The sequence below is a fragment of the Chitinophaga sp. genome (assembly GCF_019236475.1).
Classification (GTDB): Bacteria; Bacteroidota; Bacteroidia; order Chitinophagales; family Chitinophagaceae; genus Chitinophaga.
Genome location: NZ_JAFAIX010000013.1, coordinates 434,157 through 449,956 on the forward strand (window position 1 = coordinate 434,157; position 15,800 = coordinate 449,956).

General features: G+C 46.2%; 14 protein-coding genes. 9 read left to right on the forward strand and 5 right to left on the reverse strand.

Annotated features, from left to right (window positions below):
- Positions 1-229: 229 nt before the first annotated feature.
- Positions 230-964, reverse strand: coding sequence for a head GIN domain-containing protein (locus JO154_RS23795; RefSeq protein ID WP_291950729.1), 735 nt, complete (start codon positions 962-964; stop codon positions 230-232).
- Positions 965-1,068: 104 nt separating this feature from the next.
- Between JO154_RS23795 and guaA the strand changes: the two genes are divergently transcribed.
- Entirely contained in the window at positions 1,069-2,607 is a 1,539-nt protein-coding gene (gene guaA / locus JO154_RS23800) for a glutamine-hydrolyzing GMP synthase (protein ID WP_291950731.1), read from the forward strand.
- A gap of 98 nt (positions 2,608-2,705) precedes the next feature.
- Positions 2,706-4,019 carry an ABC transporter substrate-binding protein gene (locus JO154_RS23805; RefSeq protein WP_291950734.1) on the forward strand — a complete coding sequence of 438 codons (1,314 nt, stop codon included), beginning with the start codon at positions 2,706-2,708 and terminating at the stop codon, positions 4,017-4,019.
- Between the two features lie 125 nt (positions 4,020-4,144).
- Here JO154_RS23805 and JO154_RS23810 read toward each other — a convergent pair whose 3' ends face one another.
- Together JO154_RS23810 and JO154_RS23815 are read right to left on the reverse strand one after the other, a co-directional pair.
- Positions 4,145-5,206: a hypothetical protein gene (locus JO154_RS23810; RefSeq protein ID WP_291950737.1), complete on the reverse strand. Its 1,062-nt coding sequence runs from the start codon at positions 5,204-5,206 to the stop codon at positions 4,145-4,147.
- Positions 5,207-5,275: 69 nt separating this feature from the next.
- Positions 5,276-6,658 carry an MFS transporter gene (locus JO154_RS23815; protein WP_291950740.1) on the reverse strand — a complete coding sequence of 461 codons (1,383 nt, stop codon included), beginning with the start codon at positions 6,656-6,658 and terminating at the stop codon, positions 5,276-5,278.
- 148 nt (positions 6,659-6,806) lie between these two features.
- On the opposite strand from JO154_RS23815, the gene JO154_RS23820 reads away from it, so the two are divergent.
- From JO154_RS23820 to JO154_RS23835, 4 genes are all read left to right on the forward strand, one after another.
- Positions 6,807-7,277, forward strand: coding sequence for an Lrp/AsnC family transcriptional regulator (locus JO154_RS23820; RefSeq protein ID WP_245950841.1), 471 nt, complete (start codon positions 6,807-6,809; stop codon positions 7,275-7,277).
- Position 7,278: 1 nt separating this feature from the next.
- Positions 7,279-8,136, forward strand: a complete 858-nt coding sequence (locus JO154_RS23825; RefSeq protein WP_291950747.1) for a helix-turn-helix transcriptional regulator — start codon at positions 7,279-7,281, stop codon at positions 8,134-8,136.
- Between the two features lie 61 nt (positions 8,137-8,197).
- Complete coding sequence (locus JO154_RS23830; RefSeq protein WP_291950750.1) at positions 8,198-8,587, forward strand: ester cyclase; 390 nt, start codon at positions 8,198-8,200, stop codon at positions 8,585-8,587.
- Between the two features lie 32 nt (positions 8,588-8,619).
- Positions 8,620-9,666, forward strand: a complete 1,047-nt coding sequence (locus tag JO154_RS23835; RefSeq protein WP_291950753.1) for an LD-carboxypeptidase — start codon at positions 8,620-8,622, stop codon at positions 9,664-9,666.
- Here JO154_RS23835 and JO154_RS23840 read toward each other — a convergent pair.
- Entirely contained in the window at positions 9,647-10,972 is a 1,326-nt protein-coding gene (locus tag JO154_RS23840) for an NCS2 family permease (RefSeq protein ID WP_291950756.1), read from the reverse strand. The genes JO154_RS23835 and JO154_RS23840 overlap by 20 nt on opposite strands.
- A gap of 52 nt (positions 10,973-11,024) precedes the next feature.
- Here JO154_RS23840 and JO154_RS23845 point away from each other — a divergent pair, with 52 nt between their 5' ends.
- From JO154_RS23845 to JO154_RS23855, 3 genes are read left to right on the forward strand one after another with little or no spacing between them, the layout of a single operon-like run.
- Complete coding sequence (locus JO154_RS23845) at positions 11,025-13,478, forward strand: ligase-associated DNA damage response DEXH box helicase (protein WP_291950761.1); 2,454 nt, start codon at positions 11,025-11,027, stop codon at positions 13,476-13,478.
- 40 nt (positions 13,479-13,518) lie between these two features.
- Positions 13,519-14,166 (forward strand): ligase-associated DNA damage response endonuclease PdeM, encoded by a 648-nt coding sequence (gene pdeM, locus JO154_RS23850; RefSeq protein ID WP_291950764.1) that lies wholly within the window; start codon positions 13,519-13,521, stop codon positions 14,164-14,166.
- An 11-nt stretch (positions 14,167-14,177) separates the two neighbouring features.
- Positions 14,178-15,080: a histone deacetylase gene (locus tag JO154_RS23855; protein ID WP_291950767.1), complete on the forward strand. Its 903-nt coding sequence runs from the start codon at positions 14,178-14,180 to the stop codon at positions 15,078-15,080.
- A gap of 37 nt (positions 15,081-15,117) precedes the next feature.
- Here JO154_RS23855 and JO154_RS23860 read toward each other — a convergent pair whose 3' ends face one another.
- Positions 15,118-15,774 carry an ABC transporter ATP-binding protein gene (locus JO154_RS23860; protein WP_291950770.1) on the reverse strand — a complete coding sequence of 219 codons (657 nt, stop codon included), beginning with the start codon at positions 15,772-15,774 and terminating at the stop codon, positions 15,118-15,120.
- Positions 15,775-15,800: the final 26 nt, after the last annotated feature.

Here is a 15,800-nt window from a genome sequence, read left to right on the forward strand (position 1 = left end):
ATTATCATTTATATGATTTAAAGATAATTTGATATAAGGAGGAGTGAACATATGGGGGAAAAATGGGGCTGAATAGCAGGTTTCTTGTCTTGTGCCCCAGGCCAGGTACTGCATCAATCGGCTTACTAAGAATTTGGTGCAGTACCCGGACTTAAGGACTTTGAATCATCTAAATAACTAAGATTCAGTCTGATTATGATACAAAAAATGTTAAAATTTTGTAAAAGTACTATTGGTCAGCTTTTTTGATAGAGCCAGAACCCGCGATAGATGAGCTAAGCTGAGGAGATCCTTTATAGATAATATCACCGGTTCCTGCGATCTTAGCTTTCAAACTTACACTAGCATGAACGCGTGCATCACCACTGCCTGCAATCGAAACGCTAGCATTTTCTGACATCAGGTCTGGGGAGATGAAACTCCCTGCACCTGCAATAGATACTTTCAGGTCCCTTGTCTGGCCTGTCAGTTTGATATCTCCCGCGCCAGCAATGCTGGAAGAAACTGCAGGGGCATCCACTTTACCGGTAATGCTACCAGCACCAGCAATTTTAACGGACATTTCCTCTTTGCTAGTGAAAGTACCCAACAGGTCAATATCTCCAGCACCGGCAATAACTACTTTATTTAATTCATTTGTAGAGAGATAAACGTCAAACGCCTTATGTGTTCTCACGTTGACATCATCTTTGAGTTTAACTGTCAGTTTATCCCCATCCCGCTCCAGGATAACCAAGGGAGCAATATTGCTTTCGGCTTCAATAACGGCGGTTTTAGCCTCTCCCTGCTGCAGGTGCACCTTCATCCCACCTTTCACAGCAATGGAGGTGAAAGGCGTAATAGGACGTTCTTCCTTGATTACATTGTCATTACCATTAACGGTTACAAAATTACAGGAAGGCAGGAAGGCAACAACAATCAGGGGTAAAATTAGCCAGTAAAGACGGCATAAGTTGAGTCTCATAAAAAGTTAGATTATGGTAGATTAAACCGAAATATACAACCAGAATTCGGAATTTGGAATTTCAAAATTCGAATTTCCCCGAATGACTTTATCTTTGCACCACCATGACAGAAAAGATACTTATCCTCGATTTCGGTTCTCAGTATACGCAGCTCATCGCTCGCAGCATCCGCGAACTGAATGTTTATTGCGAAATTAAGCCTTGTCTCCAGCCAATTGCCTGGGACGAATCCATCAAAGGAATTATTTTATCCGGAAGTCCGTTTTCCGTGAATGATCCGAATGCTCCTACGGTAGACATTGCGGCTATGGCTGCAAAAGTACCTGTACTGGGCGTTTGCTACGGGGCACAACTGATGGCCAAAAACTTCGGCGGAGAAGTGGCTAAAAGTAATATCCGCGAATACGGTCGCGCCTTTATGGAGCACAATGACAGAGAGGAAAAGTTATTATACGATATCTCAGGAAAAAGCCAGGTTTGGATGAGCCACTCCGATACCATCAAACGCATTCCTGAATCCTTCGAAATCATCGCTACCACCGAAAATATCCCGGTAGCTGCCTTCAAAAGCACTTCCGTTGCGGCCAATCCAATCTTCGGTCTCCAATTCCACCCAGAAGTAACACACTCCCTGGAAGGTAAACAGATCATCCGCAACTTCCTGCTCCATGTATGTGGCTGTACCCAAGACTGGACACCAGCTCAATTCGTACAGGAAACAGTAGCAAAAATCAAGGAACAAGTAGGTGATAAACGCGTTGTAATGGCCCTCAGCGGTGGTGTAGATAGCACTGTTGCCGCTGAACTGGTACACAAAGCGATCGGTAGCAACCTTTTCTGCATCTTCGTGGATAACGGCCTGCTCCGTAAAGATGAATTCGAAACCGTACTCGAATCCTACAAACACATGGGCCTCAACGTGAAAGGGGTAAACGCAAAAGACCTCTTCTACGCCCAACTGGACGGTGTTTCCGATCCTGAAAAGAAACGTAAAATCATCGGTCGCCTCTTCATCGAAGTATTCCAACATGAAGCTGCTGAACTGAAAGATATTTCCTTCCTCGGACAAGGTACCATCTACCCAGATGTTATCGAATCCGTTTCTGTAAACGGTCCTTCCGTAACGATCAAATCCCACCACAACGTGGGCGGTCTGCCGGAAAAAATGAATATGCAACTGGTAGAACCACTGCGCTTCCTCTTTAAAGATGAAGTTCGCCGTGTAGGTCGTGAAATCGGTATCAGCGAAATCTTCCTCGGACGTCATCCGTTCCCAGGCCCAGGCCTCGCTATCCGTATCCTCGGCGCTATCACTCCAGAAAAAGTACAAATGCTCCAAGAAGCAGATGCCATCTATGTAGAAGGCCTCCGCGAAGCAGGACTGTACGACAAAGTTTGGCAGGCAGGTACTATCCTCCTCCCTGTTCAAAGTGTGGGCGTAATGGGCGATGAACGTACCTACGAATTCACCGTTGCACTCCGTGCCGTGACTTCCGTAGATGGTATGACCGCCGACTGGGCTCATCTGCCATACGAATTCCTGGCTAAAATGTCCAATGACATCATCAACAGGGTAAAAGGTATTAACCGTGTTGTTTACGATATCAGCTCCAAACCTCCTGCTACCATCGAGTGGGAATAACAGGATTTTGGACCTGCAAATAACCGATCGGCACAACTTATGCAGTAGCTGCCGATCGGTTGTTAAATTTATATCAAGCACACAAACTGCCAATTGTTATGAACCTATCTTTTTCTATAAAACACCTGCTGGCCGGAGCCGCTATAGCATTAGCTTTCAGCGCCTGCTCCTCTTCACGCAAATCCGTTTCCAAACCGGCGCCTCCTCCAACCGCCACCACCACCAAACCCACCCCTGAGAAAAAGCCGGAACCCAAGGCCGACAAAAAAATTCCTTTTAACGTTCCCGCTTTCGCGAAAGACGTGAAAAGAGCTTCCTATAATGTGGCCATCTTCGCACCGTTGTACCTCGACTCTGTTTTTGCAGGCTCCAACGATATTCCAGGCCGTACCATGCCCCGTTATGTACTGCCAGGTCTCGAATTCTACGAAGGCGCTCAACTAGCGCTGGACTCCCTCCAGAGCCAAGGCTATAACCTCCGTGTAACAGTGTACGATAGCAAAGGCAAACAAAATATTGCCAGCATCATCCGCAGCAGAGTATTGGATGCTACAGACCTCATCATCGGTTCTGTTACCAACCCAGACCTGAAAGAACTGAGCGATTTCTCCCGCGATAAAAATATCAACTTCATTTCTGCTACCTACCCCAACGATGGCGGTGTAACAGATAACCCTTTCCTCTTCATTTCCAATAGCACGCTGAAAACACACTGCGAAGCCATTCAGAAATATGTACAGGAAAGTTTTGCTAGCAAAAACATCGTACTGCTACGCAGAAATACGGCTTTCGAAAACCGCATGGCAGCGGATTTCAAAGGAGCTTACGAGAAAATGGACAATCCGAAAAAATCCCGCATCCGCGAAGTTATCTGGCAGGAAGGGACTACACCGGAAGAATTGTCTAAATACCTGCTGACAGATCGTACCAATATCATTATCGTTACTGCTCTGGATGAAAACGGCGCTAAATCACTGCTCCGCAAACTGGGCACCAATGCTAGCACCTACCCTATGCAGATTTACGGCATGCCTACCTGGGACGTTTTCCGCTTCAAAGAATCGGAATTCAAAGGAATGCAGATCTATTACTCTTCTCCTTACTTCAACGATAAAAACGATCCATACAGCCGCTATATAACGGATTACTTCCGCAAAACATACCGCGCACGCCCTTCTGATATGGCGTTCAAAGGTTTTGATATGACGTATTACTTCGTACGCCAACTCAGACAAAATGGGGTGTATTTCAATCCAGAGGTGAACGAGTCTCCCAAAATCATCTCCCAATACAACTTCCAACCTGTTTATATCAAAGAAGGGGAATTGATGCCATCTTACTTCGAGAATAAAAATATCTACATCATCCAGAAAGGGGAGAATGAAGATATCAAGATGAATACAAGGAATTAAGTTACCATCTGCATATAACAGAAAAAGATAAAAAAGGAAAAGACGTCTGCGACGTCTTTTCCTTTTTTATCTTTTTCGTCGTCCCCGGCCGCTGGGCGAGGACGACAGACTAAAGCGTTTTGATGTTACACGTTCAGTGCATAGCTGCACAACACGCCTTCGCTAGTAGTAATCAGCAATTTGCCGTGCACAACGGTAATGGTGATAATATTGCTGCTGTAATCAAATATCCTATCACGGGTAGTAGTAGGACGTCCATCATAGTCATACGCAGTAAAAGAAATACCTTCAGGCATCAGCTCTGCGCTAACGCGAAGACTTTCCCTATCAAGCACCAGTAGTCTCCCAAACTCTGAAAACGTCAGAATACGCTTATCATCCAAGAAGAAGATGGTGTAATTAAGTCCATCTGGTTCATGCGCTGGATAATCCAGACTGCCAAGGAAAATATCATCTTGTGTTACAGATGCTACCTGTTCAAATGCAGGGAAAGAGAAGATAACAGCAGGTCCGTCATAATGCGGCGCCGTCACGAATTCTTTTCCGGAAGGAGAAAAATTCCCCATGATACAATCATTACATTGCGGCAGGTCTGTAATGGTAATCTGTCCGTTATTCCACTCCACCAGTTTCAACAAATTCGTATCCTGACCCGCAGATGCTTCCAGTAATATTTTATCAGCATGCGGCGTAGCATGGAAATTATAGGCATACTCCTGTCTACCCTCTAAGGTATGAGTGGCCAACAATTCATAAGTAGTAGCATCCAATACTTGCAACTCATCATTGTTTTCTTCCTTAACGCCAGGAATAACAAACCAGATGGTTTTGCTATCTGTGGAAAAATAACAAGCAGATCCTAGAAAATAGCCCCATGGCTGATGTGCTACGGTGTGCAATACCTTTGTACCTTCTCCATCTAGGATGCGCATATCGCTGATGCCCGCAATCGCCATCTGTCGGCCATCCGGAGAGGCAGACAATTTACTGCTCACATAATTGACTGTTTGTCCCTGGAGGATTTTCTCCCAAACAATTTGCAGTTGATTATCCAATTTGGTAATGAGGGGCTGACTGGCAAAGTTGACCAGGATTTCACCATTCGGAATAGGTACTATACTTACAGGGTTAGCCGTAAACGTTAGTTTTGCTTTTAATGGCAGGTGTATATTAGGAAACTGACTCATAAATTTTATCGCGTTGCCGCAAAGGTACAGAAACCACAAAACAATCTACGCCGATAATTCACTCGTTCACTAAGCCAACTGTTGCTGCGCCAGCAATGAGGATTCCTTACGCTGAAATACCACCAACGTTATAATGGCAGCCAGTTCTATCACCATCAGCACCATCAATGATATACCATGGATATCCATATGCAGCATTGGCGCCACCTGCATCACCAACCCGATAATGGAAAGGCCAAATCCACCACCAAAAGAACTGGAAGTGCCGTTTACGCCAGATGCCAATCCTTGCTGATGCGGTCCGGCCGACTGCACACTCAAAATGGTAACACTTGGGAATATCATGGATATGCCCACAGTATTGGTACAAAAGATACCCAACACAATTAGCGGCAATGGAAAGAAACCATAATAACTACAGAAGAAACAAATAAAACCCAGGAGCATAAATACATTCCCAATAATGCCCACTCGCACAACACCTACTTTTTTAAAACAGTATGGCAGCAGGAATTTCCCAAATAATCCAGACATAATACTAAATGGTAACAGTAATAATCCGGCTACATCAGGCTTGAACAGCAGGTGCTGCTGGAGATAGAGCGTCAGCAGGAAAAGATAACTGACAAAAGCAGCGCCCGTCAGTAATGCTCCTAGGTTCCCTGCAATGGTTCCGTGTAATTTGAATATGCTGAAATCCATTAACGGAAACGGCTGTACGCGTTCCCGACGGATAAAAATCGTTCCTAATAACAGTAAGCCTACCAGTGTACCCACAAACATCCACGGATTGGACCCTATGGTTCCCAGGGAATGCAGCAACCAGGCGGCTGCCAACATCAACAAGGTAATCATGATCCCGCTTTTGTAATCGCTGCTCACTACCTGCTCCTGCTTTTTATCAGCAGGCACATACAACAATGCAAATACCACTGCCAAAGCAATAACAGGCACGTTAATAAAAAAGACCCATTGCCATCCTAAGTACGTGCTAATCATACCTCCAATAGCCAAACCAGTGGCAAACCCAGTGCCGGCCATCGCCCCGAAAATTCCCATGGCTCTGTTTCTTTCTGCCGCCTCTGGGAATGTATTAATGATAATGGATATCGCCGCCGGAATGGCGAATGCTACTCCTATTCCCTGTATCGCCCGGAATGCTAGCAACCAGCCAAAACCGCCCGCACATCCGGCTGCAAAGGAAGCTGCTCCGAATAATGCCGCTCCTGTGATATAGATAGTCCTTCTCCCTTTAATATCAGATAACCTACCACCCAATAATACAAACCCACCATAAAACAACAGATATACCGTCTGTACCCACTGTATCGCATCCGGCCCAAAATTGAAATAGTGCTCCATACTGGGTATGGCCATATTCAATACCGAAGCATCCAACGCTTCAAAAAACACTGCCAGACAGGAAATGGTAAGTATTATTCTTTGGTGCATATATCCGTTTTAAGAGAATGTAAACCTAAAGAATATAGAATATAAATCTACATTGAATTAAAATTTTGGAATAAAACACTTTATTTATATCTTTATGTGGATTTTTATTCCAAATAGACTTTTATTCTTTCAACTAAACAGAAAAATATTGGAAACACCACTTGTACTGGATGAGAAAGACATGAATATCCTGAAGTTATTGCAACAGGATGCCAAAATGACCATGAGGGATATCGCTGCACAGTTGAATATGAGCACTACGCCGGTGTATGAACGTATCCGCAAAATGGAGCAGGCAGGTATCATCAAACAATACGCCGCCATTGTAGACCCCAGTAAAATCGGGAAAGGTCTAACAGTGCTCTGTTACATTACCTTGAAAGAACACAACAAAAAGTACGGAAAAAAATTCATCCAGGAAATACTCAATTTCCCTGAAATCACGGAATGCCTCAACATTTCCGGGGAATTCGATTTCATGATTAAAGTACAAGTGAAAGATATGGACGAGTACCGCGAATTTTATGTCAACAAGCTCGGAGAACTGGACAACCTCAGTCATACCCAGAGCATTTTTGTGATCTCTGTTATTAAAGCCACTCACCAGGTAGTGTACTAATATGCTGCTGAAATTTCCCCAGGATTTTCCCGGTCAGCAAATGCTGAAAATCGGCAACCGGCACTTCGCCATGCTGAAACAAAGACGCATGGCCGAAAAGCGTAGGGTATTCCTGAGCGCACATACACTCATATTCGTTTTGAACGGATATAAGCTACTACACACAGATGCAGGCACCATCAAGGTGGAAGCGGGTTCTGTGTTCCTCCTCCGTAAAGGATTTCATATCATGTCCGATATCGTAGAAGATGGAACGGATTTCAAAAGTCTGATCATCTATATCACGGATGAATATATCAGCAAATTCCTACACAAATACGGCGATCAATTCCCTTCGGCCCCTCAAAATACTGCCCAGTTGGTATTGTCACTAACACCACAACTGGAAAGCTTCTCCCAACAGTTCATCCAATATTTCTCCGCAGCACCGAATACGATTGCACAGTTGCTGCCATTGAAATTATTCGAACTGTTATTACTCCTCATGGCTACTCCGCAGCAGGCGGCCTTCGCAGGGATGTTACAGGATATCGCTGTTGCTCCTTCCTTAGATATTGAATGGGTCGTGAGACGACATCTATTCGAACCGCTAGGGGTAGAAGAACTCGCCAAATTATCTAATAGAAGTCTGGCTGCCTTCAAACGTGACTTCCAGCGCCAGTTTCAGACCAGTCCACGCAAATGGATTACCTCACAACGCCTCTCCTACGCGCATAAACTATTGCTCAACTCTAACAAACAGGTAGCTGAAATTGGCCAGGAATGCGGATTCGAACACATTCCACATTTTATCTCTCTGTTCCGCCAGCAATACGGACAAACACCACAAGCTTTTCGATCCAAAACTGCTATTATCTGAGCTTTTCCCGTTATAGGACTGGCTGTCTCCCCCACTACCTTTGCATACAAATAATCCAACTATGCAAAACAATATCGAACAAAACAAAGCCATCGTTAGAAGATTTAATGAAGAATGCTTGGTAAAAGCCAATATGGAAGCCCTGGATGAAATCGTTGATCCCCGATTTATCAACTATACGGCGCCAGCAGGTTTTGCGAATGATAAAGAATCCCTTAAAACCTTCATCCGGGAAGGTTTGAGTAATGTAGACCAACTCTCCCTGGAAATACATGATATGATGGGAGAAGGCAATAAAATAGTTACGCACAAAACCTTTACCGGCATCCTCCGCGGGCCATTCATGGGTAAAACCACTATTGGCGCGCCTTTCAAAATGCGTATCATCGATATCATTGAACTAGAAAACGGCAGATATCTCAATCATCGGTCTATCCGGGAAGTGCAGTAAGAAGTTATGCGAAAAATGCTTACTTTGATTCAATGAATCGTAAGCATTTTTTATCCTCCCTGTTGGCCGCCGGAGCTACCCTCCCGGCGATACAGTCTGCCGCAGCATTCATTCCGCAGGAAGTAAACCAACAGTCGCACCTTCCTCCCTACCTTAAGAAAGGCGATATCATTGGGATTACCAGTCCTGCCGGATATATCAAAAAAGAAGAAATCGCTGATGCTATTCGCATTATAGAAAGCTGGGGATTTGTGGTGCGTTTAGGCACTACCATTGGATTAAAAGATGGTTCCTTTGGCGGCACAGATCAACAGCGGGCAGCGGATTTCCAAGCCATGATGGACAACCCTGATATCAAAGCTATCCTCTGCGCCCGCGGCGGCTATGGCTGCGCCAGGATTATAGATCATCTCAACTTCGAAAATTTCCGGAAGAAACCGAAATGGATCATTGGTTTCAGCGATATAACAGCATTGCACAGCCATGTAAACAGCCAGTTCCAGATTGCGAGCTTGCATAGCAAAATGTGTAACAGCTTTCCATCTGATTTGCGCGGCTCCGACCCTGTGATGCAGGATACCATTAATTCGATTTATCAATCGCTGACAGGTGTGAAGATGCAATACCGGGCCGATAATGACGCCCACAATCGAATTGGAAAGGCCACTGCGCCTGTGGTGGGTGGCAATCTCTCCGTATTACAATCTGTCTCTGGGACACCCTCTGAAATAGATACGAATGGGAAAATATTGTTCCTGGAAGAAGTGGGAGAATACTTATACAACCTGGATCGGATGCTGGGAACACTGGAAAGATCCGGAAAACTTAGTCATCTGAAAGGCTTGATCATAGGCGGTTTCAATCGTATCAAACCAGATGATCCGGGAGAAGAATTTGGTAGAACCATTTATGATATTGTATTTGAACGGGTAAAAATGTACAACTACCCGATATGTTTCAATTTCCCAGTAGGGCATCAGCGTAACAACTATGCCTTAAAATCCAATGCAGTGCATACTTTAGAAGTTACCAACACAGGTGCTACGCTGACAGAACAACTTATTTCACAAAGAACGTGATGATAAACAGTATGGCTAATACATACATCACAGGACTGATCTGCTTATACTGACCTGTAAAGACTTTCAGCAATACATAAGACAACATACCGAATACAATTCCTTCTGCTATGCTGTAGGAATAAGGCATCATCACGATAGCCAGGAATGCAGGCAATGCTTCCGTCACATCGTTAAAATCGATTTTTGTGACAGCGCCCATCATCAGCATACCCACAATAATCAATGCAGGAGCGGTTGCCGCTTGTGGAATCATTGCAAACACCGGTGCAAAAAAGAGGGAAAGCAGGAACATAATGGCAATCGTAAAAGAGGTCAGTCCTGTTTTTCCGCCGGCGGCAATACCACTGGCACTTTCCACATAAGCCGTTACCACGCTGGTACCCAGGAGTCCTGCTGCGGTGGTGCCTACAGCATCGGCCATGAGCGCTTGTTTAGCTCTAGGGAGACGCCCGTTCTCGTCCAGCAGTCCGGCCTTATTGCATAAACCAATGAGCGTACCCACTGTATCGAAAAGGTTTACCATCAACAAGGTGAAGAGGATCATCACCATGTCCATGGAAAAGATTTTATCGAACTGCATTTTGAAAGCGATAGGTGCAATAGATGGGGGAAGACTTACGAAATGGCCATTCTCCGGCAGATGCGTGATTCCCAGTGGTATCCCCACCAAAGTAGCCGCCAGTATCCCTATCAACAGCGCTGCATTCACGCCTCTATACATCAGCACCGCGCTCACAATCACGCCAATCAGTGCCAGTAGCGGGCCTGCGGAGGTGAGATCTCCCACTTTCAATACCACACCCGCTAATTTATCATTCCCGATATGATGCATACCCGTTTCGATAATACCCGCATTGGCCATGCCTATCAGGGCTATCAACAATCCAATCCCTACGGATATCGCATGTTTCAGGTTGCCGGGAATACTGTTGATAATGGCTTCCCGTATCTTGAACATGGAGAGAAATATGAAAATGATTCCTTCCAGGAAAACGGCCGTGAGTGCAAACTCCCAGCTATAACCCATCGAAGCCACGATGGTATAGGCAAAGAAAGCATTCAGCCCCATACCTGGCGCGACGCCGATAGGCAGTTTGGCGTAAAACGCCATCACCAACGTACCGATGGCGGCAGCGAGGGCTGTGGCGGTAATCAGGGCATGGAAATCCATTCCCGTTTGCGACAATATACTGGGGTTTACCGCCAGGATATACGCCATGGTAGAAAAGGTGGTGAGGCCAGCCAGGACCTCTTTTTTGAAAGTGGTCTGGTTTTCTTCCAGCCTGAAAAATTTAGATAGCATGTTGCAAAAATAGTGTCTTAATTTTATCCAATAACCGGATAGGAGATTGTGCATGAAAGGCAAACAAATCATTACCTCATGGCTAGCAGCAAAGGAACTGAAGCCCTTCCAGTTCCAGGAAGAGGCCTGGGAGGCTTATCAACAGGGCAAATCAGGACTGGTAAACGCGCCTACGGGCTTCGGTAAAACATTCTCTCTTTTCCTCGCAGTGGTCATCGACTGGATAGATAAACATCCCCAGCATTATCGAAAAAAAACCAAAAATGGACTGCAATTATTGTGGATATCTCCATTGCGCGCCCTCGCGAAAGATATCGCACGTGCTATGACGGAAGTACTGGAGGAACTGGAAATCCCCTGGCAAGTAGGTATTCGTAGTGGCGATACGAGTACCAGCACCCGCGCTTCCCAGAAAAAGCAGATGCCGGAAATCATGATTATCACGCCTGAAAGCTTGCATATCTTGCTCGCGCAGCGCGACTATCCCGCTCTTTTCAAGCATCTCCATACCGTAGTTGCGGACGAATGGCATGAGCTCATTGGTACCAAACGCGGAGTGATGGTGGAACTCGCCCTGAGTCGCCTGAAAGGGATCACGGCGGAGGAAGACCGCCCACCCATGAAAATATGGGGTATTTCTGCTACTATCGGCAACCTGGAGGAGGCCATGCAGGTATTAATGGGCCCTCGCCACCAGGATGCCGTCATCATAAAGGCTCAATTAAAGAAAAATATAGCCCTAAAAAGCGTGATTCCTGCCGAGATGGACAAATACCCTTGGGCAGGACATTTAGGCCTTAAAATGCTCCCGCAGGCTATTCCTGTGATTATGGAGAGTCAGACTACCCTCCTGTTTACCAATACCCGTTCCCAATCCGAGATCTGGTACCAATCGCTTTTAACAGCCTGTCCTGAATTGGCAGGCGCCATCGCGCTGCACCATGGCTCTATCGACACCGAACTGCGTATATGGGTGGAAGAAGCCTTGCACAATGGTATCCTGAAAGTGGTGGTTTGCACCGCCAGCCTTGACTTGGGAGTGGATTTCCGCCCAGTGGACACGGTGATACAAGTGGGTAGCCCTAAAGGTGTGGCCCGCTTCCTGCAAAGGGCCGGCCGTAGCGGTCACCAGCCCAATGCTATCAGCAATATCTATTTCTTGCCTACCCATGCCCTGGAACTGGTGGAAGCAGCAGCCCTGAAAGCTGCCATGGAAGAAGAACTGATAGAAAGCAGGATGCCCGTGCTCCTGGCCTGGGATGTACTGCTCCAATACCTGATGACCCTAGCCGTATCCGATGGATTTCACTCCAACGATATCTGGGAGGAAGTGAGGAATACTTACTGTTATCAACATATCACGCCAGACGATTGGCAATGGCTCCTCGCTTTCCTTACCACAGGCGGCGATGCCCTCTTCAGTTACGATGAGTTCAAGAAAATGGACCGTACTGGCAACTACTTTCGCTGCTCCAGCAGAATGTTGGCCATGCGCCACCGACTGCATATAGGCACGATCGTCAGCGATGTGATGATGAAAGTGAAGTTTATCAGCGGAGGCTATGTAGGCGTGATTGAAGAAGGTTTTATATCGAGATTACAACCGGGAGACAGCTTTACCTTGGCCGGCAGAAATTTGGAATTTGTGATGACGAAAGACATGACTGCCTTTGTCCGCAAATCCACCTCTAAGCGAACCATTGTTCCCAGTTGGCAAGGAGGCCGCATCCCGCTATCGTCCAACCTGGGATGGATGTTGCGTCGTAAATTCAACGAAGCGCTTAGTCGCCGAACCAAAGACCCGGAGCTCTTGGCTTTACAGCCACTCTTCAATCTACAGGAAGATTTGTCGCACATTCCAAAAGATGATGAATTACTAATAGAACATATTCAAACAGAAGATGGCTATCACCTCTTCGTTTATCCCTTTGAAGGCCGACTCGTACATGAAGTGATGGCGGCCCTTTTGGCCTGGCGTATCAGCCGGATTACCCCCATTACCTTTTCCATAGCGATGAATGACTACGGCTTTGAGCTGTTGTCTGACCAACCCATCCCACTTACCGCCGAAAATGCCAAAGCATTATTCACCACTGATAACCTAACCACAGAACTGCAAGCCAGTGTGAATTCTACGGAAATGGCCCGTCGTAAGTTCAGGGATATTGCCGTAATAGCCGGACTCATATTCCAGGGATATCCCGGTAAAAACAAGGCCAATAGGCATTTACAGGCATCCTCGTCTCTCCTGTTCAATGTATTCAGGGATTACGACCCGCACAATCTCTTGCTGCAACAGGCTTTCAATGAGGCTTTCTTTTACCAGATGGAAGAAGCCCGCCTCCGGGAAACGCTGGACCGTATTGCTGTTAGCAAGATCGTGGTCACTCATCCAGAAAAACTGACGCCTTTCTGTTTTCCTATTAAAGTGGACAGTCTCCGCGATACCATGACCAGCGAAAAACTGGCAGACCGCATTAAAAAATTGATCGCTGCAAACGGATAGGAATTTGATAATTTGCACCCTGTTAAAATTAGCAGAGAACGTGACAGGGGAATTATTCTTTTATCGGTCGCAACACTGGCAGTTATTGCCGGAACGCGCCATCTACTGGCAGGAAGAAAAGGCATTGATTGTATCAGATCTCCATCTGGGCAAGGCTACACATTTCAGGAAATCCGGCATTGCAGTGCCAGCAGGGATTGCTGCTGAAGATCTCTTCCGCCTGCAACGCCTCATCACGCGCTATCAGCCAGAACAGATTATCATCACCGGAGATATGTTCCACAGCCATGAAAACAAGGAAGTGGACTATTTCGAGGTATGGAGAAGGCAGTTTCCTCATATTCGTTTTCACCTGGTAGTGGGCAACCACGATATCATGCCGGAAGAAATATATAGCCGGCTGAATATCCACATCTCCCCTGAACTCACCATCCGAAACATTCATTTTATCCACGAACCATGTGGTCATGATAACGGTTATACCTATACGTTTTCTGGGCATCTGCACCCTGGTTATGTCATGGCAGGCATCGCCAAACAGCGATTGAGATTGCCTTGCTTCTATTTCAGCAAGCACTGCTGCATACTACCAGCATTTGGAGAGTTTACCGGCCTCGCCTCCATGAATGCGGAGCCAGATGAACCAGTATTTGTAATAGCTGGCGATTCAGTGGTAAGGGCACAATAAAACCCCGGCTTATGAAGATTGCATTTCACGAAGTATATATACATCCGCTCCCGCCCAATCATCGTTTTCCGATGGTCAAATACGAGCTGATACCCGAGCAGTTACTCCGGGAAGGCGTCATTCGCGAGGAGCATCTTTTCGCCCCTGATCCGGCGGAGGAAGAAGTTATCTTGCTCACACATCATCGGGAATATTGGGAAAAGCTGCGGGACCAGGGTCTTTCCTACCGGGAACAGCGCCAGATAGGCTTTGAGCAGTCGCCCCGCCTTACATTAAGGGAAATCGTTATTGCACAAGGCACCATAGAAATTTCTTTGCACGCCTTAGAACATGGGCTGGGGTTTAATGTAGCTGGAGGCACCCATCATGCCTTTGCTGCTAAAGGGGAAGGATTTTGCCTGTTGAATGATATCGCGGTAGCGGCCAACTACTTACTGGAACAGGGGAAAATCCGTAAAGCATTGGTGATAGACCTGGATGTGCACCAGGGCAATGGAACGGCTTCCCTCTTCGAAAATAACAACCATGTATACACGTTCAGTATGCATGGCGCGCATAATTACCCTTTCCACAAGGAAAGATCAGATTGGGATATTCCCCTGCCGGATGGCATCACCGATGGCCCTTATCTTAGGTTGTTGGAAGAAGCCCTGGAAGTTTTGATAAACAAGGTACGTCCTGATATTGTATACTATTTGTCCGGTGTGGATATCCTGGAAACGGATAAGCTGGGTAAGCTGAAAGTAACGGCTGCTGGCTGTCGGGAACGGGATGCCATGGTATTCAGCGTGCTAAAGCAGCATGATATACCTGTGGCGGTGGTCATGGGCGGTGGTTATTCCCCTCGCGTAAAGCATGTGGTGGACGCTCATTGTCAGACATTCCGGGAGGGAATAGACATTTACGGCTATTAAGCCGGGCTATCGCCCCGCGGAGGGGGCGATAAAGCGGTTAATGAGAGATAATCCGACCATCTTTCATGACCAACTGCCTGTCGCTTAAAGGGGCCAGTTCTTCATTATGTGTGACGATGATGAAAGTCTGGTTGAATTTCTCCCTTAGTTCAAAAAACAGGTTATGTAGTTCTCTGGCATTATGGGAATCGAGGTTACCGGTAGGTTCGTCAGCCATGACCACATCAGGATTATTGATGAGGGCTCTGGCAACGGCTACTCTTTGTTGTTCACCACCGGAGAGGGCATTCGGTTTGTGGTCCATACGATCTTGCAGACCAAGTGTTTCCAACAGGAACATGGCTTTTTCTCTCACAGCGTTTTTGGCAGTACCCGCAATAAATCCAGGTATACAAACGTTTTCGAGGGCTGTGAATTCCGGTAACAGGTGGTGAAACTGGAAGATAAAGCCAATATGGCGGTTTCTGAAATCAGCGAGGGCATTGCCCTTCAGACGAGTCAGATTGACATCATTTAGGAGAATCTCGCCAGTAGTAGGCGTATCCAGCGTTCCAAGGATATGCAGCAAAGTACTTTTGCCGGCTCCAGAAGAGCCAACAATAGTCACGATTTCTCCTTTACTGACAGTAATATCCACTCCCTTCAGAATCGGTAAGTTGGAATAATTTTTGGTGACATTGCGAGCGGTTAGCATAACCCAAAGAAAAGTAAATAACCAAT

Coding starts and splice junctions, on each gene's coding strand:
- JO154_RS23830 (WP_291950750.1), top strand. CDS start 8,198: ATGCAAAACAATATCGAACAAAACAAAGCCATCGTTAGAAGATTTAAT.
- JO154_RS23840 (WP_291950756.1), bottom strand. CDS start 10,972: ATGCTATCTAAATTTTTCAGGCTGGAAGAAAACCAGACCACTTTCAAA.
- JO154_RS23845 (WP_291950761.1), top strand. CDS start 11,025: ATGAAAGGCAAACAAATCATTACCTCATGGCTAGCAGCAAAGGAACTG.
- JO154_RS23805 (WP_291950734.1), top strand. CDS start 2,706: ATGAACCTATCTTTTTCTATAAAACACCTGCTGGCCGGAGCCGCTATA.
- JO154_RS23855 (WP_291950767.1), top strand. CDS start 14,178: ATGAAGATTGCATTTCACGAAGTATATATACATCCGCTCCCGCCCAAT.
- JO154_RS23825 (WP_291950747.1), top strand. CDS start 7,279: ATGCTGCTGAAATTTCCCCAGGATTTTCCCGGTCAGCAAATGCTGAAA.
- JO154_RS23810 (WP_291950737.1), bottom strand. CDS start 5,206: ATGAGTCAGTTTCCTAATATACACCTGCCATTAAAAGCAAAACTAACG.
- JO154_RS23835 (WP_291950753.1), top strand. CDS start 8,620: ATGAATCGTAAGCATTTTTTATCCTCCCTGTTGGCCGCCGGAGCTACC.
- JO154_RS23795 (WP_291950729.1), bottom strand. CDS start 964: ATGAGACTCAACTTATGCCGTCTTTACTGGCTAATTTTACCCCTGATT.
- JO154_RS23860 (WP_291950770.1), bottom strand. CDS start 15,774: ATGCTAACCGCTCGCAATGTCACCAAAAATTATTCCAACTTACCGATT.
- JO154_RS23815 (WP_291950740.1), bottom strand. CDS start 6,658: ATGCACCAAAGAATAATACTTACCATTTCCTGTCTGGCAGTGTTTTTT.
- guaA (WP_291950731.1), top strand. CDS start 1,069: ATGACAGAAAAGATACTTATCCTCGATTTCGGTTCTCAGTATACGCAG.